We start from the raw sequence: 22516 nt of genomic DNA on the forward strand, positions 1-22516 counted from the left end.
GGTCATACAGAATTTGCCTGGCGGCAACAGCGCGGTGGTCCCACCTGACCCCATGCCGAACTCAGAAGTGAAACGCCGTAGCGCCGATGGTAGTGTGGGGTCTCCCCATGCGAGAGTAGGGAACTGCCAGGCATCAAATTAAGCAGTAACCCGGGGAACGAAACCGGGAGTTGTAGAGAAATTCGGTGGAGCGGTAGTTCAGTCGGTTAGAATACCTGCCTGTCACGCAGGGGGTCGCGGGTTCGAGTCCCGTCCGTTCCGCCACTTATTAGAAAATTAAGCCTGCTTTATTGCGGGCTTAATGATAAGCGTCATTTAGGGGCGTAGCTCAGTTGGTAGAGCACCGGTCTCCAAAACCGGGTGTCGCGAGTTCGAGTCTCTCCGCCCCTGCCATATAATGATCCTTTGCTTCGGCAAAGGATTTTTTTTGCTCAAAATTCAGCGGATTTTCATCCGCTACCCATCACTCCGTACTTACGAAAATTCTCAATCCATCACTGTTAGTTTTAAGATCTCGCGAATTTGAGCCTGCTTATCGCTATTTTGCAGCCAAATAGCATAGAGCGGACGTGAAAGTGTCGCGCTATCAGACACCGTATGTAATCCATCCTTCATTTTTGCCCATGCCATCGGTAACCAGGCGCAGCCCTTAAGCGGTGCGAGTTGTTGTCTTGCCAGTTCCGCAGAGCTTGTTGTCAGGAGTGGAATATCATCTGATGGGATAAGCCCAGCTTCATGCTGATGGAAGTCGGGGCCCCATTCCAACCGCAGATAGTTCAGATTTGCCTTTACCTGTGAAGGGTTGGCGCAATAGAGGGCCAGCGTGAAATGCCCCAGAAGCTGGCTACTGAACTCATCCATTTTAGGTGCTTCGGTGGTTATCAACAGATCCAGCTGACGCTCGTGTAATTGTTTTACCAGTGACTGTCGCTGAGCGATACGTGCTTCAAATTGCAGGTTATTGTGCTCAGTATAAAGTCGCCCAAGCCACCCGTTCAGCATACATTCCCACAATGAGGCACTGGCCCCAATAGAGAACTCATTATGCCGGGAGGTGTTGGCGACTTCTTTGCGGGCCAATTGCCAGGTGCTCATTAGCGTTTCGGCATACGGAAGAAGCTTTTCGCCGGCCGCAGTCAGGCGAATATTGTTGCGATGGCGGGTGAATAAATTCACTCCAAGCTGGTTTTCAAGCTGACGAATACGAAAGCTGATGGCCGACTGTGTCAGGTACAACGCTTCAGCCGCGCGCCCAAAGTGGCGTGTTCGGCTCACTTCGAGGAAAGTTTTTAGCAATTCCGTATCCACAACCTTCTCCACAAAATTATTTGTCGTGTTGATTTAAATGTTTTGTTTGACGCTCTGTCAAGCGTAACTAATACTCCGCGCCATAAATAGCTCAGCCAAAGAATTAGGAGCGTGTAGGATGGCGGAAAGCTTTACGACGACTAATCGTTTTTTCGACAATAAAAATTATCCGCGTGGGTTCTCTCGTCATGGTGATTTCACCATTAAAGAAGCCCAATTGCTGGAGCGCCACGGTTATGCGTTTAATGAGCTGGATCTGGGGCACCGTGAACCTGCAACTGAAGACGAAAAACAGTTTGTAGCGGTATGCCGCGGTGAGCGCGAGCCAGCCACAGAGATTGAGCGAGTGTGGATTAAATACATGGCGCGAATCAAACGGCCAAAACGCTTCCATACCCTGTCTGGCGGTAAGCCACAGACAGAAGGTGCAGAAGACTACACCGAAAGCGACGATTAATAAGAAAGGGGCGAAAGCCCCTTTTTTACGCCATCATTTTCTGTAGATGAATAAGTAACCTTTCTATCGCACGATATCCGAGTGCTTCCTGTAAATGCTCACGCGCAATCTGCTCTGCTCCGGCGAGATCGGCAATCGTTCGCGACACCTTAACCAATCGTTGCCAGGCCCGAATGGATAATCCCAGATGGATCAATGCCTGTTCCAGCCACATCGCGTCTTCAGCCTGCAACGCGCACCAGATTTTAATTTCATGGCTTTCCAGAAGTGCATTGAGTTTCCCCTGACGAGATAACTGTTGTTGTTGGGCTGCTACGACCCTCTGTTTTACCGTCTGGCTGCTTTCACCTTTTTCAGGAGGCTGGCTCAGCAAACCTGGCGGCGGAAGTGGGATCTCAAGCGAAAGATCAAATCGATCAAGAAAGGGGCCCGATAGCCGGGCCAAATAGCGCAACACCTGTTCCGGAGAGCTACGATTAAGGTTGCCCTGATAGTGTCCGGTAGGGCTGGGATTCATCGCAGCAATGAGTTGGAAGCGAGCGGGGTAAGTAATTTTTGCTCGAGTACGGGAGATATGAATCTTTCCTGATTCAATGGGTTCACGCAACGCATCAAGGACCCGCCGCTCAAACTCGGGCAATTCATCGAGAAAAAGTATGCCGTTATGGGCGAGAGAAATTTCACCTGGCGCAGGGATAGCACCCCCACCAACCATTGCTGTCAGTGATGCACTATGGTGAGGCGAGCGGAATGGACGCTTGCGCCATTGTTTGTGCACATGCCCTGTACTGACCAGGCTCAGAATTGCCGCACTCTCCAGCGCTTCCTGATTGCTCAGAGAGGGAAGGATGCCTGGTAACCGGCTGGCCAGCATTGTTTTTCCCGTACCGGGTGGCCCCACTAGCAACAGGTTATGACCCCCTGCGGCTGTAATTTCCAGTGCACGCTTTCCCTGTTGCTGTCCTATAACGTCGCTAATATCGGCGTCAGACATGATCGAGGCTTCTTCCTGTATGGCAGGATGTTCCAGTTCAGTTCGTCCCTCAAGAAAAGCACAAACCTCCTGCAAATGACTGGCAATAAAGCAGTCTGTTCCACCAATCAGGCCAACCTCGGGAGCATTTTCGGTAGCCAGAATAATCTGGTGTCCAGCTCTTATGGCTTCCATCGCCCCTGAAATAGCGCCTGTCACGCCACGTATCGCACCTGTAAGGGCAAGTTCACCGAGGAACTCGTATTGGTTAAGTCTGGTCGTATTGAGTTGCTCAGAGGCTGCCAGGAGCGCAATCGCGATAGGCAAATCATATCGCCCGCCTTCTTTTGGCAAATCAGCGGGTGCCAGGTTAATGGTTATCTTCTTGGCTGGAAATTCATAACCGCTGTTTATAACTGCACTTCTGACCCGATCACGCGCCTCTTTCACCGCAGTTTCTGGTAAGCCAACCATCGTTAAGCCGGGTAATCCGTTACTGATATGCACTTCCACGGTGATGAGTGGGGCGTTCACGCCCAGTGCTGCTCGGGTATAAATAATCGACAATGACATAATGCCTCCGTGAGAAAACACTATGCTGTCTCTCCCTCCTGCGACAATGAACAAAATGGAAATTTACGTGCGTGGTTCCTGACTTTTTGCGATCTTTCATCGCTGTTGCAAACAATTGGAAGCACGATCGATAAAACATGAAGCAATTTGTATGAGGCCGTTGAGTGAATAATTTTCATTTCAGGTATTTCTTATGAAAAACAATACTTTTTGCCAATATCGTTAGCCAGATCGGAAATCGCATTATAAAAAAATCTTGTTTTCTTTCCCTCATCTGTGGTAACTCTTTAGGTATTCCTTCGAACATGAAGCCAACAGTAGACAAAATGACAGCCCTTCTACGAGTGATTAGCCTGGTCGTGATTAGCGTGGTGGTGATTATTATCCCACCGTGCGGGGCTGCACTTGGAAGAGGAAAGGCTTAGAAAACAAGCCTTAACGAACTAAGACCCCCGCACCGAAAGGTCCGGGGGTTTTTTTATGACTGCGAAAAACAATGAGGAACATAATATGACGCCTAGCATAAAATTCTGTTTCTCGCGAAAAGCGACGGGGAAGTGACTATGAATGGGGCTCAATGGGTAGTACATGCGTTGCGAGCGCAGGGAGTCGAGACAGTATTCGGCTATCCGGGTGGCGCAATCATGCCGATCTACGATGCATTGTATGACGGCGGCGTGGAACACCTGCTGTGTCGCCATGAGCAAGGTGCGGCTATAGCGGCCATTGGTTATGCCCGCGCGACCGGCAAAACTGGCGTGTGCATGGCGACGTCCGGTCCGGGTGCAACCAACCTGATAACCGGTCTGGCTGATGCGTTGCTGGACTCCGTTCCTGTGGTGGCGATCACCGGGCAGGTGGGTTCACCGCTGATCGGGACCGATGCTTTTCAGGAAGTAGACGTTCTCGGCTTGTCATTGGCCTGCACCAAACATAGTTTCCTCGTGCAGTCATTGGAAGAGTTGCCACGGGTGATGGCCGAAGCTTTCCAAATCGCAAACTCAGGCCGCCCTGGTCCGGTTTTAGTTGATATCCCAAAAGACATTCAGGTGGCGATGAGTGCGTTAGAGCCTCATTTCTCCACGGTTGAAGACGAGGATAATTTCCCGTTTGAAGAGGTCGAACAAGCCCGTCAGATGATCGCCGCGGCGAGCCAGCCAATGCTGTACGTCGGTGGCGGTGTGGGGATGGCGCAGGCTGTGCCCGCGCTGCGTGAGTTTCTCGCTGTAACACAAATGCCAGTGACCTGTACGCTGAAAGGGTTAGGCGCAGTTGATGCCGATTACCCGTATTACCTGGCGATGTTGGGCATGCACGGCACCAAAGCGGCAAATCTGGCAGTACAGCAGTGTGATTTACTGATCGCTGTCGGCGCACGTTTTGACGACCGCGTGACCGGCAAGCTGAACACCTTCGCGCCGCATGCGAAAGTCATCCACATGGATATCGATCCGGCAGAGTTGAACAAACTGCGCCAGATTCATGTAGGTTTGCAGGGCGATCTGAATGCTTTATTGCCCGCCTTGCAGCAGCCCTTGAACATTGATGCGTGGCGTCAACACACCGCTGAATTGCGTGTCGAAAACGTTTGGCGATATGACCATCCGGGTGACGCTATTTACGCCCCGTTGTTGCTCAAACAACTTTCCGATCGCAAGCCCGCAAACAGTGTCGTTACGACCGATGTGGGCCAGCATCAGATGTGGTCCGCGCAGCATATGACCTACACTCGACCAGAAAATTTCATTACCTCCAGCGGCTTAGGGACGATGGGCTTCGGCCTGCCTGCTGCGGTTGGCGCGCAGGTGGCGCGTCCGAACGATACAGTAATCTGTGTGTCGGGCGATGGCTCCTTCATGATGAACGTGCAGGAACTTGGCACGGTGAAGCGCAAACAGCTGCCGCTCAAGATTCTGTTGTTGGATAACCAACGTCTGGGCATGGTTCGCCAGTGGCAGCAGCTCTTTTTCCAGGAGCGCTACAGCGAAACCACGCTGACCGATAATCCCGATTTCCTCATGCTGGCCAGCGCTTTTGGTATTCCAGGTCAGCACATCACCCGTAAAGATCAGGTTGAAGCGGCACTCGACACCATGCTGAACAGCGAAGGGCCCTATCTGCTTCATGTTTCCATCGACGAGCTCGAAAACGTCTGGCCGCTGGTACCACCGGGTGCCAGTAATGCAGAAATGCTGGAGAAATTATCATGATGCATCATCAGGTTGCCGTACAGGCGCGCTTTAATCCGGAAACGTTAGAACGTGTTTTGCGCGTGGTACGCCATCGTGGTTTTCAAATTTGCGCCATGAATATGGAAACCGCCACCGACTCGCAGAACATAAATATTGAATTGACCGTTGCCAGTCTCCGTCCAGTCGAATTACTGTTTAGCCAGTTAAGTAAACTGGTCGACGTCGCCCGCGTCGAGATCCAGCAACGAACAACAACATCACAACAAATCCGCGCCTGAGCGCAAAAGGAAGAATAATGACGACGAAAAAAGCTGATTACATCTGGTTTAACGGTGAGATGGTTCCATGGGGTGAAGCGAAGGTTCACGTGATGTCCCATGCGTTGCACTATGGAACGTCCGTCTTCGAAGGCATCCGTTGCTACGATTCTCACAAAGGCCCGGTAGTGTTCCGTCATCGTGAACACATGCAACGTCTGCGTGATTCAGCCAAAATCTATCGTTTCCCGGTGTCTCAAAGCGTTGACGAGCTGATGGAAGCCTGTCGTCAGGTCATTCGCAAAAATAGTCTGACCAGCGCATATATCCGTCCACTGGTCTTTGTCGGCGACGTAGGTATGGGCGTAAATCCGCCGGATGGTTACACCACTGACGTTATCATTGCCGCTTTCCCTTGGGGTGCATATCTGGGCGCCGAAGCGCTGGATCAGGGAATCGACGCAATGGTTTCTTCCTGGAATCGCGTCGCACCAAACACCATTCCGACCGCCGCAAAAGCCGGTGGTAACTACCTTTCCTCTCTGTTGGTTGGCAGCGAAGCGCGCCGCCACGGCTACCAGGAAGGGATTGCGCTGGATGTGAACGGCTATATCTCTGAAGGCGCAGGCGAGAACCTGTTTGAAGTGAAAGACGGCATTCTGTTCACGCCGCCGTTTACCTCTTCTGCGCTGCCGGGCATTACCCGCGATGCGATCATCAAGCTGGCGAAAGAGTTAGATATCGAAGTCCGCGAACAGGTGCTGTCTCGCGAATCCCTGTACCTGGCCGACGAAGTGTTCATGTCCGGCACCGCCGCAGAAATTACGCCAGTACGCAGCGTCGATGGTATCCAGGTGGGCGAAGGCCGTTGCGGCCCGGTCACCAAACGTATCCAGCAAGCTTTCTTCGGCCTCTTCACGGGCGAAACCGAAGACAAATGGGGCTGGTTGGATCAGGTTAATTCATAAGTATAAAAACGGGACGGCACGCATCGTCCCCTTTAACAGACAGACGGAGTAAACAGAGCATGCCTAAGTACCGTTCCGCCACAACCACTCATGGCCGTAATATGGCCGGTGCCCGCGCACTGTGGCGCGCCACCGGGATGACTGACGACGATTTCGGCAAACCGATTATTGCCGTTGTGAACTCGTTTACCCAGTTCGTGCCGGGCCACGTTCATCTGCGCGACCTCGGTAAACTGGTTGCTGAGCAAATCGAAGCCTCCGGCGGCGTCGCGAAAGAGTTCAACACCATCGCCGTGGATGACGGGATCGCCATGGGCCACGGCGGCATGCTGTATTCTCTGCCGTCGCGCGAGCTTATCGCCGACTCCGTGGAGTATATGGTCAATGCGCACTGTGCTGATGCGATGGTGTGTATTTCCAACTGCGACAAAATCACCCCGGGGATGCTGATGGCGTCGCTGCGCCTGAATATTCCGGTGATCTTTGTTTCCGGCGGCCCGATGGAAGCCGGGAAAACTAAACTCTCCGATCAGATTATCAAACTGGATCTGGTCGATGCGATGATTCAGGGCGCGAACCCGAACGTGTCTGACGAGCAGAGCGATCAGATTGAACGCTCCGCATGCCCGACTTGCGGTTCCTGTTCTGGTATGTTCACCGCCAACTCGATGAACTGTCTGACCGAAGCTTTGGGCCTCTCGCAGCCGGGCAACGGCTCGCTGCTGGCCACGCACTCTGACCGTGAAGAGCTGTTCCTCAATGCGGGGAAACGCATTGTTGAACTGACCAAACGCTATTACGAGAAAGATGACGAAACCGCGCTGCCGCGCAACATTGCCTGCAAAGAAGCATTCGAGAACGCAATGACGCTGGATATCGCCATGGGCGGTTCCACTAACACCGTTCTGCACCTGCTGGCCGCAGCGCAGGAAGCCGAAATCGATTTCACCATGAGCGATATCGACAAGCTCTCCCGCAAAATACCGCAGCTGTGTAAAGTCGCGCCAAGTACGCAGAAATACCACATGGAAGATGTTCACCGTGCTGGTGGCGTACTCGGTATTCTCGGTGAACTCGACCGCGCCGGGCTGCTGAATCGCGACGTGAAGAACGTACTCGGCCTTTCTCTGCCGCAAACGTTGGATCAGTACGACGTGATGCTGACCAAAGATGAGGCGGTGAAAACCATGTTCCGTGCAGGTCCGGCGGGCATTCGCACCACCAAAGCGTTCTCGCAAAGCTGCCGCTGGGACACGCTGGATGACGATCGCGCCGAAGGCTGTATCCGTTCACTGGAACACGCCTACAGTCAGGACGGTGGTCTTGCCGTGTTGTACGGTAATTTCGCGGAAAACGGCTGTATCGTAAAAACCGCAGGCGTGGATGACAGTAACCTGAAATTTACCGGCCCGGCGAAAGTGTACGAAAGCCAGGACGATGCGGTTGACGCGATCCTCGGCGGGAAAGTTGTCGCGGGCGACGTCGTCGTTATCCGCTACGAAGGGCCGAAAGGCGGGCCGGGCATGCAGGAAATGCTCTACCCAACCACCTACCTGAAATCGATGGGCCTCGGCAAAGCTTGTGCGCTGGTCACTGACGGGCGTTTCTCCGGCGGTACATCAGGTCTGTCCATCGGTCACGTTTCCCCGGAAGCGGCCAGCGGCGGCAACATCGCGCTGATCGAAGACGGCGATATGATTGCTATCGACATCCCGAGCCGTGGCATCCAACTGCAACTGAGCGATCAGGAACTGGCGGCGCGTCGTGAAGCGCAGGAAGCTCGTGGCGATCAGGCGTGGACACCGCGTAACCGTGAGCGTCAGGTTTCCTTCGCGCTGCGAGCCTACGCCAGTCTGGCGACCAGTGCGGACAAAGGCGCGGTGCGCGATAAATCCAAACTTGGGGGCTAATGATGGCCGAATCCCAACCGCTATCCACCGCCCCTGAGGGGGCGGAATATCTCCGCGCAGTGCTCCGCGCCCCGGTCTATGAGGCCGTGCAGGTTACACCATTGCAGAAGATGGAAAAAATCTCTGCGCGTCTCGACAACGTGGTGCTGGTGAAACGTGAAGACCGTCAGCCGGTTCACAGCTTCAAGCTGCGCGGGGCTTACGCAATGATGGCGAGCCTGACGGAAGAACAGAAAGCCAGCGGGGTGATCACAGCCTCGGCGGGCAATCATGCGCAGGGTGTGGCGTTCTCTTCGGCGCGTCTTGGGATCAAAGCGTTGATTGTGATGCCGGTAGCTACCGCAGATATTAAAGTTGATGCGGTGCGCGGCTTCGGCGGCGAAGTGCTACTGCACGGTGCCAATTTCGATGAAGCGAAAGCCAAAGCCATTGAGCTTGCACAGCAACAAGGCTTCACCTGGGTGCCGCCGTTCGATCACCCGATGGTGATTGCCGGGCAGGGCACGCTGGCGCTGGAAATGCTGCAACAAGACGCGCATCTCGACAGAGTTTTCGTGCCGGTTGGCGGCGGCGGTCTGGCGGCGGGTGTCGCGGTGCTGATCAAGCAACTGATGCCGCAAATTAAAGTGATTGCGGTGGAAGCGGAAGATTCAGCGTGCCTGAAAGCGGCGCTGGATGCCGGGCATCCGGTGGATTTAGCGCGCGTCGGGCTGTTTGCAGAAGGCGTGGCGGTAAAGCGTATCGGCGATGAAACGTTCCGTCTGTGTCAGGAATATCTCGACGACATTATCACCGTCGATAGCGACGCTATTTGTGCGGCGATGAAAGATCTGTTTGAAGATGTGCGAGCGGTGGCAGAGCCTTCCGGCGCGCTGGCGCTGGCAGGCATGAAAAAATACATCGCACAGCACAACATTCGCGGTGAACGTCTGGCGCATGTGCTTTCCGGTGCGAACGTTAACTTCCACGGACTGCGTTACGTTTCCGAACGCTGCGAGTTGGGCGAACAACGCGAAGCGCTGCTGGCAGTAACCATTCCGGAAGAAAAAGGCAGTTTCCTTAAATTCTGCCAACTGCTCGGCGGGCGTTCGGTAACGGAATTTAACTACCGTTTTGCCGATGCCAAAGATGCCTGCATTTTTGTGGGCGTCCGTCTGAGTCGTGGGCTGGAAGAGCGCAAAGAGATCCTCAGTCTGCTGCATGATGGCGGTTACAGCGTGGTGGATTTGTCTGACGATGAAATGGCGAAACTGCACGTGCGTTACATGGTTGGCGGGCGTCCGTCGAAGCCGTTACAGGAACGTTTGTACAGCTTTGAATTCCCGGAATCCCCCGGTGCGTTGCTGAAATTCCTCTATACCCTCGGCACTCACTGGAACATTTCGTTGTTCCATTACCGCAGTCACGGCACCGATTATGGTCGCGTGCTGGCGGCATTTGAGCTTGGCGAACATGAGCCGGATTTCGAAACCCGACTCAACGAGCTGGGCTACGAGTGCCACGACGAAACGCAAAACCCGGCGTTCCGTTTCTTCCTTGCCTGATATTTTTACCCACTCCTTACGGGGTGGGTAATCCCTATTTTTTCTCCTGCACGATGCCCCAAAACGCGTTGACCAGTGGCTCGTGCAGCCGTTTTTTCTGCACGCACACGCCGAGTTCGAACGGCGTTTTCTCATCGCTGCGCTCTAAAATCATTACGCGATTGCGCACCGGCTCCGGGCTATTTTCCAGCACGATTTCGGGGATCAGAGCCACGCCACAGCCGAGAGCAACCATCGACACCATCGCTTCGTGACCGCCAACGGTGGCGTAAATTGACGGGTTGCTGATTTTATGACGGCGGAACCACAGTTCGATGCGCCGACGAACGGGCCCCTGATCGGCCATGATAAACGGCACCGTCGACCAGTCGGGCTTTTCTTGTGACACCTGATTGCGCACCGGGCAGGCGAGCGCCGGGGCAATCAGCACCACCGCCAGGTTTTCCAGCATCGCGAATGACACCGCGCCGGGCAGCGTTTCAGGTTTACCGGCAATGGCTAAATCCGCTTCGCCGGTAACGACTTTTTCCATCGCATCGGCAGCATCACCCGTCGTCAGTTTAATTTCTACCGACGGATGTTCAGCACGGAAACGGTCAAGAATCGGCGGCAGATGACTGTAGGCGGCGGTAACCGAACAGAAAATATGAAGTTCCCCGGAAAGCGACGGACCTTGCTGATCGAGCGTATGGCGCAGTTGCTGATACTGCAGTAGCGTCTGCTGAGCAAAAACGCGCAGTTCTTCGCCCGCTTCGGTGAGCGTGACGGTACGGTTATCACGCACAAACAGCGGCTGACCGAGATCTTCTTCCAGCCGCTGGATCTGCCGGGAAAGCGTGGAAGGGCTGACGTGCATCGCCCTCGCACTGCGGCCAAAGTGGCGGCTTTCCGCCAGATGCAGGAACATTTTTAGATCGCGTAAATCCACAGGCTGCACTCCACCGTTTTACATTGCATAAATTGCAACGTGATGTTGTGAATATATCAATTTCCGCAACAAATTTCCTGTTGTAATGTGGTTTCATTCTCGCAAAACGCGAACCGAACAATAAGACAGTACAACATCACGAGGTATCACCATGGCTAACTACTTTAATACTCTGAATCTGCGCCAGCAGCTGGCACAGCTGGGTAAATGCCGCTTCATGGCGCGTGACGAATTCGCCGATGGTGCGAGCTACCTTCAGGGTAAAAAAGTGGTCATCGTCGGCTGCGGCGCGCAGGGTCTGAACCAGGGCCTGAACATGCGTGATTCCGGTCTGGATATCTCCTACGCTCTGCGTAAAGAAGCGATTGCTGAAAAGCGCGCATCATGGCGTAAAGCGACTGAAAACGGTTTTAAAGTTGGCACTTACGAAGATTTGATCCCGCAGGCGGATCTGGTTGTAAACCTGACGCCAGACAAACAGCACTCCGACGTTGTGCGTTCCGTTCAGCCGTTGATGAAAGACGGCGCGGCGCTCGGTTATTCCCACGGTTTCAACATTGTGGAAGTGGGCGAGCAAATTCGTAAAGACATCACCGTGGTGATGGTCGCACCGAAATGCCCGGGTACGGAAGTGCGTGAAGAATACAAACGTGGTTTCGGTGTGCCGACGCTGATTGCTGTTCACCCGGAAAACGATCCGAAAGGCGAAGGCATGGCGATTGCGAAAGCCTGGGCTGCGGCAACCGGTGGCGACCGTGCGGGCGTGCTGGAATCTTCCTTCGTTGCGGAAGTGAAATCTGACCTGATGGGCGAGCAAACCATTCTGTGCGGCATGTTGCAGGCCGGTTCTCTGCTTTGCTTCGACAAGCTGGTGGCAGAAGGCACTGACCCGTCCTACGCGGAAAAACTGATTCAGTTCGGCTGGGAGACCATCACTGAAGCGCTGAAGCAGGGCGGTATCACGCTGATGATGGATCGCCTGTCCAACCCGGCGAAAGTGCGTGCTTATGCGTTGTCCGAGCAGTTGAAAGAGATTATGGCGCCGCTGTTCCAGAAACATATGGATGACATCATCTCCGGCGAATTCTCTTCCGGCATGATGGCTGACTGGGCCAACGACGACAAAAATCTGCTGACCTGGCGTGAAGATACCGGCAAGACCGCGTTCGAAAACGCCTCTCAGTTTGACGGTAAAATCAGCGAGCAGGAGTACTTCGACAAAGGCGTGCTGATGATTGCGATGGTTAAAGCGGGCGTTGAGCTGGCGTTCGAAACCATGGTGGATTCTGGCATCATCGAAGAGTCGGCTTACTACGAATCACTGCACGAGCTGCCGCTGATTGCTAACACCATTGCGCGTAAGCGTCTGTATGAAATGAACGTCGTTATCTCTGATACGGCTGAATACGGTAACTACCTGTTCTCTTACGCTTGCGTGCCGCTGCTGAAAGAGTTCATGACCACGCTGCAAACCGGTGACCTGGGCAAAGCGATTGCCGAAGGCGCGGTAGATAACGCTCAATTGCGTGACGTGAACGAAGCGATTCGCAGCCACGAGATCGAGAAAGTGGGTAAAAAACTGCGCGGTTATATGACCGATATGAAACGTATCGCGGTTGCCAGCTAAGAGAAAATGTCGGGTGGCGCTTCGCTGACCCGCAATGTAGGCCCGGTAAGCGCTAGCGCCACCGGGCTTTTTCTTTAGTTGCGGTACAGCACTTTAATGATGTGGTAACCAAACTGGGTGTGCAGTGGGCCTGTTGGCTCCAGCACCGGGCAAGAGAACACCACTTTATCAAACGCTGGCACCATCTGGCCCTGTTTGAATTCACCTAAATGACCGCCTTTTCTGCCTGACGGGCAAGTGGAGTGCTTCTTCGCCAGTTTCTCGAAATCGCCGCCGTTTTTGAGCTGCTCTAAAAGATCCAAAGCCAGTTTCTCTTCCTTTACAAGGATATGCAGTGCTGCTGCTGTTTTTGCCATGATCGTGCCTTGAGTGGTATGGTTCAGGCTCGCTATACTACCACGCTCTATTTCCGCCCTCCCGTTTTTCATTGAGTGACTCTAATGCGTTTAAACCCCGGACAACAACAAGCCGTCGAATTCGTCACCGGACCCTGCCTGGTGCTGGCGGGTGCTGGATCCGGCAAGACCCGTGTGATCACCAATAAAATCGCGCACCTGATCCACCAGTGTGGCTATCAGGCGAAACACATTGCCGCCGTGACCTTTACCAACAAAGCCGCACGCGAAATGAAAGAACGTGTCGCCCAGACCATGGGCCGTAAAGAAGCACGCGGGTTGATGATTTCCACGTTCCATACCCTGGGTCTGGAAGTCATCAAGCGTGAGTTTGCCGCGTTGGGAATGAAATCGAATTTCTCGCTGTTTGACGATACCGATCAGGTTGGCTTGTTGAAAGAGCTGACAGAAGGGCTGATCGATGACGATAAAGTGGTGCTTCAGCAGTTGATCTCGACGATCTCCAACTGGAAAAACGATCTGATGACGCCTTCACAGGCGGCCGCTCATGCGCAAGGCGAGCGCGATCGTATTTTTGCCCACTGCTACGGGTTGTACGATGCGCACATGAAAGCCTGCAACGTGCTGGATTTTGACGATCTGATCTTGCTGCCGACGCTGCTGTTGCAGCGCAATGAAGAAGTGCGTGAACGCTGGCAGAACAAAATCCGCTACCTGCTGGTGGATGAATATCAGGATACCAACACCAGCCAGTATGAACTGGTGAAGCTGCTGGTGGGTAACCGCGCACGCTTTACCGTGGTCGGTGATGATGATCAGTCAATTTACTCCTGGCGTGGTGCGCGTCCGCAAAACCTGGTGCTGTTGAGCCAGGATTTCCCGGCATTGCAGGTGGTTAAACTGGAGCAGAACTACCGCTCTTCTGGCCGTATTCTGAAAGCGGCCAACATCCTGATTGCCAATAACCCGCACGTTTTTGAGAAAAAGCTATTTTCCGAGCTGGGCTACGGCACGGAACTCAAAGTGGTGAGCGCCAATAACGAAGAACATGAAGCGGAACGCGTGGCTGGGGAACTGATTGCCCATCACTTCATCAATAAAACGGCTTACAAAGATTACGCGATCCTCTATCGCGGTAACCATCAGTCGCGGGTGTTCGAAAAGTTACTGATGCAAAACCGTATTCCGTATCGCATCTCCGGCGGCACGTCGTTTTTCTCGCGGCCCGAAATCAAAGATTTGCTGGCCTACTTGCGTGTGCTGACCAATCCGGATGACGACAGCGCGTTCTTGCGTATCGTCAATACACCGAAGCGCGAGATAGGCCCGGCAACGTTGCAGAAGCTGGGCGAATGGGCAACCACGCGCAATAAAAGCATGTTTGCCGCCAGTTTCGATATGGGGCTGACACAAACCCTGACCGGGCGCGGCTACGAATCGCTGACTCGTTTTACGCATTGGCTGGGCGAAGTACAGCGTCTGGCAGAGCGTGAACCAGTGGCGGCGGTGCGTGATCTGATCCACGGCATTGATTATGAATCGTGGCTGTTTGAGACTTCGCCCAGCCCGAAAGCCGCTGAAATGCGGATGAAAAACGTCAATACGCTGTTTGGCTGGATGACCGAAATGCTGGAAGGCTCCGAGCTGGATGAGCCGATGACGCTGACTCAGGTCGTCACTCGTTTCACGCTGCGTGACATGATGGAGCGTGGCGAAAGCGACGAAGACCTTGATCAGGTGCAGTTGATGACGCTGCATGCGTCAAAGGGACTGGAGTTTCCGTATGTCTATCTGGTCGGTATGGAAGAAGGGCTACTGCCTCACCAGAGCAGCATCGATGAAGATAACGTGGATGAAGAGCGCCGCCTGGCGTATGTAGGCATTACCCGCGCACAAAAAGAGCTGACGTTTACGCTTTGTAAAGAGCGTCGTCAATATGGCGAACTGGTGCGCCCGGAGCCGAGCCGTTTCCTGCTGGAATTACCGCAGGACGATATCGTCTGGGAGCAAGAGCGCAAAGTGGTGTCGCCGGAAGAGCGGATGCACAAAGGGCAGGCTAACGTGGCGAATATCAAAGCGATGTTGGCGAAAGCCAAAGAGAAGTAATGTGATGGGATGGGCGCGGATGCATCGCGCCTCCAGACAGAATTATTCGACGATCAAAGGCCAGTGGACATAGCTCTGCCACTGGCTTTCCTGCAATACCAGTTCCGCACCCAGTGGATGATTTTCCAGCCAGCCTGACGGCAGTTTCAGGGTCAATGTTTCCCCCTCCACGCTCAGCATAATTTCTGGCAACAGATCATCGCGGCGACGCCCTGCGAACAAAATAGCCAGACGCAGCAAACGGCACAGTCTGTCGGCGACACGCGGCGGAACAGCATTCTGCTGATGAAGCGAAGGCAGATCGACCGGGTTAGTCTGGTTGAACACCAACGTGGCGAGCAGCTTTTTTTGTGCTGGCGTAAAGCCTGGTAAATCGAGATTTTTCACCAGATAGGCGGCGTGCTGTGGAGCTTGCTTGAAATCGACACTCAGGCCGATTTCATGTAAATGGCAGGCACTTAGCAACAAATCGCGGCTTAATGGTTCGATTTCCCAACTTTTCTCACATTGATCGACAAGATGGGAGGCCAGCTGCGCGACACGTTGTGCCTGCTCGGTATCGACCATAAATCGACGCTGGATATTGCGTAACGTACGGTTGCGGATGTCCTGATCGACGGCCAGATGCAGCATGCCGTATACCAGACCTTCACGCAGCGCACCGCCAGCCAACGTCATGCATTGGATATCCAGTTCGCTGAAAATCGCCAGTAAAATGGCAAGTCCACTTGGGAAAACCAGCGCGCGTTCAAGTGTCAGGCCTTCAATCTCAAGTTCTTCAAGACGACCACATTGAATCGCACGTTGTTTGAGTTGCTGGAGCTTGGCGAGCGTAATGCGCTCATCCATGCCTTGCGCCATCATGATTTCTTGCAACGCCTGAACGGTGCCGGATGCGCCAACACACACTTTCCAGCCATGGTGGCGCAATTCGTCAGTAATCGGGCGCAGCACATCGCGTGCGGCCTGTTCGGCAGCATCAAAATGGGCTTGTTCGAGATTTCTGTCAGTAAAGTAGCGTTCGAGCCAGGTAACACAGCCCATGGAAAGGCTGAACAACGAGGTGGTTTGGGCACCGGTTCCGGTCACCAGTTCGGTGCTGGCTCCGCCGATATCCACCACCAGACGGCGATCGTCGCCACCGGTCGTGTGCGCCACGCCCTGATAAATCAGGCGCGCTTCTTCTTCACCGCTGATGACCTGCACCGGGCAGCCGAGGATGTCTTGCGCTTTGGCAAGAAAGGCATCGGCATTAACGGCGAGACGCAGCGTGGCGGTTGCCACGACACGGATTTGAGCGTGTGGAATGTCCTGCAAACGTTCGGCAAACAAACGCAGACATTGCCAGCCCCGTTCCATGGCCTCAGGCGACAGTGTGTTGTCACTGCCTAACCCGGCGGCCAGCCTGACTTTACGCTTGATGCGTGTCAGGGTCTGAATGCTCCCCGCCACTTCGCGCACAACCAGCATATGAAAACTATTGGAACCGAGATCGATAGCTGCATAAAGCGAAGAGGCGGCGCTGAGCATAAGGTTTTTAACCTGAACGTCGACGATTACGTGGTGCGCCGCCGCCAGAACGGCGTGGGCCGTTGCCAGGACGCGGACGCGTCAGGCGCAATGCCTTCGGCAAATCGTTCATCAGTGCATCGGTGTTGTACTTGCTCTGCGGAATCGAGTGACCGATATAGGTTTCGATAGCCGGCAGATTCAGGGCGTACTCTTCACAGGCGAGGCTGATGGAGTGACCGCTGGCGCCAGCACGACCGGTACGACCGATACGGTGTACGTAGTCTTCACAATCATCCGGCAGGTCATAGTTAAAGACGTGGGTCACGGCTGGGATGTGCAGGCCACGAGCAGCAACGTCAGTAGCCACCAGAATATCGAGATCGCCACGCGTGAATTCTTCAAGAATACGCAGGCGTTTTTTCTGTGCTACGTCGCCAGTCAGCAGACCGACACGATGACCATCGGCGGCCAGATGGCCCCAAATGTCTTCGCAGCGATGCTTGGTGTTGGCAAAGATAATGGCGCGATCGGGCCACTCTTCTTCAATTAACGTTTGCAGAAGACGCATTTTCTCGTCATTCGACGGGTAGAAAAGTTCTTCCTGAATGCGGTGTCCGGTTTTCTGCTCCGGCTCCACTTCCACGTACTCGGCGTTATTCATTTGCTCGAACGCCAGTTCACGCACGCGGTAAGACAGCGTGGCGGAGAACAGCATGTTCAGGCGCTGATTCGTTGCCGGCATACGGCGGAACAGCCAACGGATATCTTTAATAAAGCCCAGATCGTACATGCGATCGGCTTCGTCCAGCACCACGACCTGAATCGCGCCCAGGTTAATGTGATTCTGTTTCGCATAATCAATGAGACGGCCCGTGGTGCCGATCAGAATATCGACGCCGCTTTCCAGGACCTTCAATTGTTTGTCGTAACCGTCGCCGCCATAGGCGAGACCCAGCTTCAGGCCGGTGGCGCTTGCCAGCGGTTCTGCATCAGCATGGATTTGAACAGCCAGTTCACGCGTTGGAGCCATGATCAGCGCACGCGGTTGGTTAACCTGGCGGTTCTCTGCGGCAGGGTGAGAGAGAAGATAATGGAACGTTGACGTCAGGAACGCCATCGTTTTGCCGGTTCCGGTTTGCGCCTGACCTGCAACATCACGACCCGCCAGCGTCAGCGGGAGTGCGAGTGCCTGAATGGGCGTGCAATGATGAAACCCTTTTGTTTCAAGGGCTTGAATCACCAGAGGGTGCAGGGCGAAGTCGGAAAACTTCTGTTCTGTTAAATGTGTTTTGCTCATAGTGTGGTAGAATATCAGCTTACTATTGCATTAAGAAAGCGTATCCGGTGAAATAACGTCAACCTTTTAGTTGGCTAAAGCAACATCAGCACGACGTTGATAGTTGATTAATGCTACACCAACACACCAGGCTTATTCCTGTGGAGTTATATATGAGCGATAAAATTATTCACCTGACTGACGATAGTTTTGACACGGACGTACTCAAAGCTGACGGGCTGACCCTCGTTGATTTCTGGGCAGAGTGGTGCGGTCCATGCAAAATGATTGCCCCGATTCTGGATGAAATCGCCGAAGAGTTCGAAGGTAAGCTGACCGTCGCAAAACTGAACATCGATGCGAACCCGGGTACGGCACCAAAATACGGCATTCGTGGTATCCCAACGCTGCTGCTGTTCAAAAACGGTGAAGTTGCCGCAACCAAAGTAGGCGCGCTGTCTAAAGGCCAGCTGAAAGAGTTCCTCGAAGCAAACCTCGCCTGATCCAGCACGGGTGTTGATGCGGCGTCCACTGTTCCGAAAATGTCGGGACCGCTGGACGCCCGCTCTGAGTCGTGCTAAGTTAACGTTGACTTCGTTTTAAACATACCTTATTTAGTTTGAATCTGATTTAGCCAAAACTTCCCGTACCACCTCTTTATTACGCGTGAAGTTGATAGATTCCAGGCTCGTCACTTTTTCCGTCTCGTCGTTTCAGTTCTGCGTCCTTTCCTTTGACCAGGCAACGTACAGACATGAGTTGATGGCCGCAAACAGGCATGGATGACCCTGCCATACCATTCACACATACGTTCGAGATTTACCCCTCACACCACTATGAATCTTACCGAATTAAAGAATACGCCGGTTTCTGAGCTGATTACTCTCGGCGAAAATATGGGGCTGGAAAACCTGGCCCGTATGCGCAAACAGGACATCATATTTGCCATCCTGAAGCAGCACGCGAAGAGTGGCGAAGATATCTTTGGCGACGGTGTGCTGGAGATTCTGCAGGATGGATTTGGTTTCCTCCGTTCCGCAGACAGCTCCTACCTCGCCGGCCCTGATGACATCTACGTTTCCCCCAGCCAAATCCGCCGTTTCAACCTCCGCACAGGTGATACCATTTCCGGTAAGATTCGTCCTCCGAAAGAGGGTGAGCGTTACTTTGCATTGTTAAAAGTTAACGAAGTTAACTATGACAAGCCGGAAAATGCGCGTAACAAGATTCTCTTTGAGAACTTAACGCCGCTGCACGCAAATTCTCGTCTGCGTATGGAACGTGGTAACGGCTCAACCGAAGACTTAACCGCTCGTGTACTGGATCTGGCATCGCCGATCGGTCGCGGTCAGCGTGGTCTGATTGTTGCACCGCCGAAAGCCGGTAAAACCATGCTGCTGCAGAACATCGCACAGAGCATCGCCTACAATCACCCAGATTGTGTGCTGATGGTGCTGCTGATTGATGAACGTCCGGAAGAAGTGACCGAGATGCAGCGTCTGGTGAAAGGTGAAGTTATCGCTTCTACCTTTGACGAACCTGCTTCTCGTCACGTTCAGGTTGCGGAAATGGTTATCGAGAAGGCGAAACGTCTGGTTGAGCACAAGAAAGACGTTATCATTCTGCTCGATTCCATCACCCGTCTGGCGCGTGCCTACAACACCGTAGTACCGGCTTCCGGTAAAGTATTGACCGGTGGTGTGGATGCTAACGCCTTGCACCGTCCGAAACGCTTCTTCGGTGCTGCGCGTAACGTGGAAGAGGGTGGTAGCTTGACTATCATCGCTACCGCACTGGTTGATACCGGTTCTAAAATGGATGAAGTTATCTACGAAGAATTTAAAGGTACTGGCAACATGGAACTGCATTTGGCGCGTAAAATCGCCGAAAAACGCGTGTTCCCTGCTATCGACTACAACCGTTCCGGTACGCGTAAAGAAGAGCTGCTCACCACTCAGGAAGAGCTGCAGAAAATGTGGATCCTGCGTAAAATCATCCACCCAATGGGTGAGATTGACGCGATGGAATTCCTCATTAATAAGCTGGCGATGACCAAAACGAACGATGATTTCTTCGACATGATGAAACGTTCGTAAGTCTCGTAATGCTAAAAACGCCACGCACCTGCGTGGCGTTTTTGTTTTTGGTGCATAAGAAAGCTCATTTTCTGCGACGACAATGTACCTTTATTCCGAATCTCTCTCACTGATCTGCATTTTTTGGTTAGAATACAAACAACTCCTGCAAAACTCGGGCTGATTCCTCTTCTGGAGAATCACTATCATGAGTATACTTTTGCTAATAATTTTCCCAGAGAGCACGCATTGTGAATTTACTGACAGCATGCGCTGATCTGATCAGTATTTTTTTGTTCACAACCTTATTCCTTTTTTTCGCGCGCAAGGCAGCTAAAAGGGTGGGTTTAGTGGATAAACCCAATTACCGTAAACGCCACCAGGGGATGATCCCTCTGGTCGGTGGTATTTCTGTGTTCGCGGGAGTTTGCTTTACCTTCGGTCTTATTGATTACTATATCCCCCATGCCAGGCTTTATCTAAGCTGCGCAGCTGTGCTGGTGGCAATTGGCGCTCTTGATGATCGTTATGACATCAGCGTGAAGTTTCGCGCAATGGTTCAGGCCCTGATCGGGGTTGTGATGATGGTGCAGGGAAAACTGTATCTGAGCAGCCTCGGGTACATCTTCGGTTCTTGGGAACTTGTCCTCGGCCCGTTTGGTTACTTCTTGACGTTGTTTGCAGTATGGGCTGCTATCAATGCGTTCAACATGGTGGACGGTATAGATGGCCTTTTGGGTGGACTTTCCAGCGTATCTTTTGCCGCGATGGGGATAATCCTATGGTTCGACGGGCAATACAGTCTGGCCATGTGGTGTTTCGCTATGATTGCTGCAATCCTTCCCTATGTTTTGCTCAATCTTGGTGTGCTTGGGCGTCGCTATAAGGTCTTTATGGGGGACGCGGGTAGCACGCTGTTGGGGTTCACTGTTATCTGGATACTGTTGGAAACGACCCAAGGAAAAACCCACCCTATAAGCCCGGTGACGGCACTGTGGATTATCGCTATTCCGCTGATGGATATGGTCGCTATCATGTTCCGGCGTCTGCGTAAGGGGATGAGTCCTTTTTCTGCGGACAGACAACATATTCACCACTTGATCATGCGGGCGGGTTTTACATCCAGGCAGGCTTTTGTGCTGATTACCTTGGCTGCGGCTCTATTGGCTGCTGTCGGCGTTGTAGGAGAATACACGCGAGTTATTCCAGAATGGGGCATGTTACTACTGTTTATACTTGCTTTTTTTATGTACGGTTACTGTATAAAACGAGCATGGAAAGTGGCGCGCTTCATCAAACGGGTGAAGCGACGAATTCGTCGGCATAATGGTAAAACGCACCATTTAACCAAATAAATCTGGAAGAAAGATGACACAACAATTACCGGGAGCAAGCTCAGTGAGCGCTGAAAATGAACTGGATATTCGCGGTCTGTTTTGCACGTTATGGGCTGGGAAACGCTGGATTGTCGGGACCGCTGTTCTTTTTGCTCTGATTGTTCTCGTCTATACCTTTTTCGCCAGACAGGAATGGAGCGCTACGGCGATTACGGACCGACCGACGGTTAACATGCTCGGCGGCTACTATTCACAGCAGCAGTTTTTACGCAATCTTGACATCAACGCTAATCTCGCGAGCACAGATCAACCTTCAGTCATGGATGAATCCTACAAAGAGTTCATCATGCAACTGGCGTCGTGGGATACGCGTCGTGAGTTTTGGCTGCAAACGGATTATTTCAAACAGCGTAAATCTGGCAATGCGCGTGCAGATGCGGCATTGCTTGACGATCAAATCAACGATATTCAGTTTACGCCGGGCGATCCGCTGAAAAATCTGAATGACAGCGTCAAGCTGGTGGCTGAAACGGCCCCGGATGCAAACAACCTGTTGCGTCAGTATGTTGCTTTCGCCAGCCAACGTGCCGCTGGTCATTTGAATGACGAACTGAAAGGTGCCTGGGCGGCACGCACTGTTCAGATGAAAGCGCAGGTAAAACGCCAGGAAGCGGTTGCTCAGACCATTTTTGACCGCAAGCTTCATAGCGTTCAGCAAGCATTGAAAGTGGCACAACAGAACAACATCTCGCGAAGTGAAACCGATGTACCAGCGGAGCAGTTACCCGACTCAGAACTGTTCATGCTCGGTCGTCCGATGTTACAGGCACGACTCGAAAATCTGCAATCGGTCGGCCCGGAGTTCGATCTGGATTACGATCAGAATAAAGCGATGTTGACGACACTGAATGTTGGCCCAAGCATGGACTCACGTTTTCAGACCTATCGTTATTTGCGAACGCCAGAAGAACCGGTAAAACGAGACAGCCCACGCCGTGTCTTTTTGATGGTGATGTGGGGCATTGTCGGTGCGTTGATTGGCGCGGGTATTGCACTGGTTCGTCGTCGTACACGATAAAAGAATTTTTTGTGGCAAGAGAGACACTGCTTTCGCCAC

General features: G+C 53.0%; 19 protein-coding genes, 2 tRNA genes and 1 rRNA gene. 16 read left to right on the plus strand and 6 right to left on the minus strand.

The features are described 5' to 3' along the window. The first annotated feature begins 16 nt into the window (after window positions 1–16). The 3 genes from rrf to VH187_RS07490 all read left to right on the plus strand — a co-directional run bounded on the left by rrf (window position 17) and on the right by VH187_RS07490 (window position 393). Window positions 17–132, plus strand: a 5S ribosomal RNA gene (gene rrf, locus VH187_RS07480). A gap of 55 nt (window positions 133–187) precedes the next feature. Then, window positions 188–264: transfer RNA gene (locus VH187_RS07485), tRNA-Asp, on the plus strand. Between the two features lie 53 nt (window positions 265–317). Next, a tRNA-Trp gene (locus VH187_RS07490) sits at window positions 318–393 on the plus strand. 93 nt (window positions 394–486) lie between these two features. Here the strand turns inward: VH187_RS07490 and hdfR are convergent. Continuing rightward, on the minus strand, window positions 487–1308 hold the full coding sequence (gene hdfR / locus VH187_RS07495; RefSeq protein WP_329700839.1) for an HTH-type transcriptional regulator HdfR: 822 nt from the start codon (window positions 1306–1308) through the stop codon (window positions 487–489). A 118-nt stretch (window positions 1309–1426) separates the two neighbouring features. On the opposite strand from hdfR, the gene VH187_RS07500 reads away from it, so the two are divergent. Then, complete coding sequence (locus tag VH187_RS07500) at window positions 1427–1765, plus strand: MaoP family protein (RefSeq protein WP_329700840.1); 339 nt, start codon at window positions 1427–1429, stop codon at window positions 1763–1765. A gap of 25 nt (window positions 1766–1790) precedes the next feature. Here the strand turns inward: VH187_RS07500 and VH187_RS07505 are convergent, their stop codons facing one another. Further along, window positions 1791–3311, minus strand: coding sequence for a YifB family Mg chelatase-like AAA ATPase (locus tag VH187_RS07505; RefSeq protein ID WP_329700841.1), 1521 nt, complete (start codon window positions 3309–3311; stop codon window positions 1791–1793). A 326-nt stretch (window positions 3312–3637) separates the two neighbouring features. Between VH187_RS07505 and ilvL the strand changes: the two genes are divergently transcribed. From ilvL to ilvA, 6 genes are all read left to right on the plus strand, one after another. After that, the gene (gene ilvL / locus VH187_RS07510; RefSeq protein WP_001311244.1) at window positions 3638–3736 is read left to right on the plus strand and encodes an ilv operon leader peptide; all 99 of its coding nucleotides are present in this window, start codon (window positions 3638–3640) and stop codon (window positions 3734–3736) included. 138 nt (window positions 3737–3874) lie between these two features. Continuing rightward, window positions 3875–5521 carry an acetolactate synthase 2 catalytic subunit gene (gene ilvG, locus VH187_RS07515; protein WP_329700842.1) on the plus strand — a complete coding sequence of 549 codons (1647 nt, stop codon included), beginning with the start codon at window positions 3875–3877 and terminating at the stop codon, window positions 5519–5521. After that, window positions 5518–5781 carry an acetolactate synthase 2 small subunit gene (gene ilvM, locus VH187_RS07520; protein ID WP_329700843.1) on the plus strand — a complete coding sequence of 88 codons (264 nt, stop codon included), beginning with the start codon at window positions 5518–5520 and terminating at the stop codon, window positions 5779–5781. Before ilvG ends, ilvM begins: the two co-directional genes overlap by 4 nt. 17 nt (window positions 5782–5798) lie before the next feature. Beyond that, entirely contained in the window at window positions 5799–6728 is a 930-nt protein-coding gene (locus VH187_RS07525; RefSeq protein WP_329700844.1) for a branched-chain amino acid transaminase, read from the plus strand. A 59-nt stretch (window positions 6729–6787) separates the two neighbouring features. Further along, window positions 6788–8638: a dihydroxy-acid dehydratase gene (ilvD, locus tag VH187_RS07530; protein WP_329700845.1), complete on the plus strand. Its 1851-nt coding sequence runs from the start codon at window positions 6788–6790 to the stop codon at window positions 8636–8638. Between the two features lie 2 nt (window positions 8639–8640). Next, a complete protein-coding gene (gene ilvA, locus VH187_RS07535) occupies window positions 8641–10182 on the plus strand; it encodes a threonine ammonia-lyase, biosynthetic (protein WP_329700908.1) in 1542 nt (513 codons plus the stop codon). Between the two features lie 34 nt (window positions 10183–10216). Here ilvA and ilvY read toward each other — a convergent pair whose 3' ends face one another. Next, the gene (ilvY, locus tag VH187_RS07540) at window positions 10217–11110 is read right to left on the minus strand and encodes an HTH-type transcriptional activator IlvY (protein WP_329700846.1); all 894 of its coding nucleotides are present in this window, start codon (window positions 11108–11110) and stop codon (window positions 10217–10219) included. Window positions 11111–11261: 151 nt separating this feature from the next. On the opposite strand from ilvY, the gene ilvC reads away from it, so the two are divergent. Further along, window positions 11262–12737, plus strand: coding sequence for a ketol-acid reductoisomerase (gene ilvC / locus VH187_RS07545; RefSeq protein WP_329700847.1), 1476 nt, complete (start codon window positions 11262–11264; stop codon window positions 12735–12737). Window positions 12738–12811: 74 nt separating this feature from the next. Here the strand turns inward: ilvC and ppiC are convergent, their stop codons facing one another. Continuing rightward, entirely contained in the window at window positions 12812–13093 is a 282-nt protein-coding gene (gene ppiC, locus VH187_RS07550; protein ID WP_329700848.1) for a peptidylprolyl isomerase PpiC, read from the minus strand. 84 nt (window positions 13094–13177) lie between these two features. On the opposite strand from ppiC, the gene rep reads away from it, so the two are divergent. After that, window positions 13178–15199 (plus strand): DNA helicase Rep, encoded by a 2022-nt coding sequence (gene rep / locus VH187_RS07555; protein WP_329700849.1) that lies wholly within the window; start codon window positions 13178–13180, stop codon window positions 15197–15199. A gap of 42 nt (window positions 15200–15241) precedes the next feature. Here the strand turns inward: rep and gppA are convergent, their stop codons facing one another. Together gppA and rhlB are read right to left on the minus strand one after the other, a co-directional pair. Next, window positions 15242–16729, minus strand: a complete 1488-nt coding sequence (gene gppA, locus VH187_RS07560; RefSeq protein ID WP_329700850.1) for a guanosine-5'-triphosphate,3'-diphosphate diphosphatase — start codon at window positions 16727–16729, stop codon at window positions 15242–15244. A gap of 7 nt (window positions 16730–16736) precedes the next feature. Beyond that, on the minus strand, window positions 16737–18008 hold the full coding sequence (rhlB, locus tag VH187_RS07565) for an ATP-dependent RNA helicase RhlB (protein ID WP_329700851.1): 1272 nt from the start codon (window positions 18006–18008) through the stop codon (window positions 16737–16739). A gap of 152 nt (window positions 18009–18160) precedes the next feature. Between rhlB and trxA the strand changes: the two genes are divergently transcribed. The 4 genes from trxA (at window position 18161) to wzzE (ending at window position 22477) form a co-directional block, all read left to right on the plus strand. Next, complete coding sequence (gene trxA / locus VH187_RS07570) at window positions 18161–18490, plus strand: thioredoxin TrxA (protein ID WP_329700852.1); 330 nt, start codon at window positions 18161–18163, stop codon at window positions 18488–18490. 333 nt (window positions 18491–18823) lie between these two features. Then, complete coding sequence (rho, locus tag VH187_RS07575; RefSeq protein ID WP_319629701.1) at window positions 18824–20083, plus strand: transcription termination factor Rho; 1260 nt, start codon at window positions 18824–18826, stop codon at window positions 20081–20083. Between the two features lie 230 nt (window positions 20084–20313). Next, window positions 20314–21417, plus strand: a complete 1104-nt coding sequence (wecA, locus tag VH187_RS07580; protein ID WP_329700853.1) for a UDP-N-acetylglucosamine--undecaprenyl-phosphate N-acetylglucosaminephosphotransferase — start codon at window positions 20314–20316, stop codon at window positions 21415–21417. Window positions 21418–21430: 13 nt separating this feature from the next. Next, a complete protein-coding gene (gene wzzE, locus VH187_RS07585; RefSeq protein ID WP_329700854.1) occupies window positions 21431–22477 on the plus strand; it encodes an ECA polysaccharide chain length modulation protein in 1047 nt (348 codons plus the stop codon). Window positions 22478–22516 lie beyond the last annotated feature (39 nt).

It is taken from the genome of Scandinavium sp., from assembly GCF_036271055.1.
Lineage (GTDB): Bacteria > Pseudomonadota > Gammaproteobacteria > Enterobacterales > Enterobacteriaceae > Scandinavium.

Bases quoted from the DNA above. Each gene is read 5' to 3' on its own strand.
- VH187_RS07500 (WP_329700840.1), top strand. From the start codon at position 1,427: ATGGCGGAAAGCTTTACGACGACTAATCGTTTTTTCGACAATAAAAAT.
- VH187_RS07505 (WP_329700841.1), bottom strand. From the start codon at position 3,311: ATGTCATTGTCGATTATTTATACCCGAGCAGCACTGGGCGTGAACGCC.
- ilvL (WP_001311244.1), top strand. From the start codon at position 3,638: ATGACAGCCCTTCTACGAGTGATTAGCCTGGTCGTGATTAGCGTGGTG.
- ilvG (WP_329700842.1), top strand. From the start codon at position 3,875: ATGAATGGGGCTCAATGGGTAGTACATGCGTTGCGAGCGCAGGGAGTC.
- ilvM (WP_329700843.1), top strand. From the start codon at position 5,518: ATGATGCATCATCAGGTTGCCGTACAGGCGCGCTTTAATCCGGAAACG.
- VH187_RS07525 (WP_329700844.1), top strand. From the start codon at position 5,799: ATGACGACGAAAAAAGCTGATTACATCTGGTTTAACGGTGAGATGGTT.
- ilvD (WP_329700845.1), top strand. From the start codon at position 6,788: ATGCCTAAGTACCGTTCCGCCACAACCACTCATGGCCGTAATATGGCC.
- ilvA (WP_329700908.1), top strand. From the start codon at position 8,641: ATGGCCGAATCCCAACCGCTATCCACCGCCCCTGAGGGGGCGGAATAT.
- ilvC (WP_329700847.1), top strand. From the start codon at position 11,262: ATGGCTAACTACTTTAATACTCTGAATCTGCGCCAGCAGCTGGCACAG.
- ppiC (WP_329700848.1), bottom strand. From the start codon at position 13,093: ATGGCAAAAACAGCAGCAGCACTGCATATCCTTGTAAAGGAAGAGAAA.
- rep (WP_329700849.1), top strand. From the start codon at position 13,178: ATGCGTTTAAACCCCGGACAACAACAAGCCGTCGAATTCGTCACCGGA.
- gppA (WP_329700850.1), bottom strand. From the start codon at position 16,729: ATGCTCAGCGCCGCCTCTTCGCTTTATGCAGCTATCGATCTCGGTTCC.
- rhlB (WP_329700851.1), bottom strand. From the start codon at position 18,008: ATGAGCAAAACACATTTAACAGAACAGAAGTTTTCCGACTTCGCCCTG.
- trxA (WP_329700852.1), top strand. From the start codon at position 18,161: ATGAGCGATAAAATTATTCACCTGACTGACGATAGTTTTGACACGGAC.
- rho (WP_319629701.1), top strand. From the start codon at position 18,824: ATGAATCTTACCGAATTAAAGAATACGCCGGTTTCTGAGCTGATTACT.
- wzzE (WP_329700854.1), top strand. From the start codon at position 21,431: ATGACACAACAATTACCGGGAGCAAGCTCAGTGAGCGCTGAAAATGAA.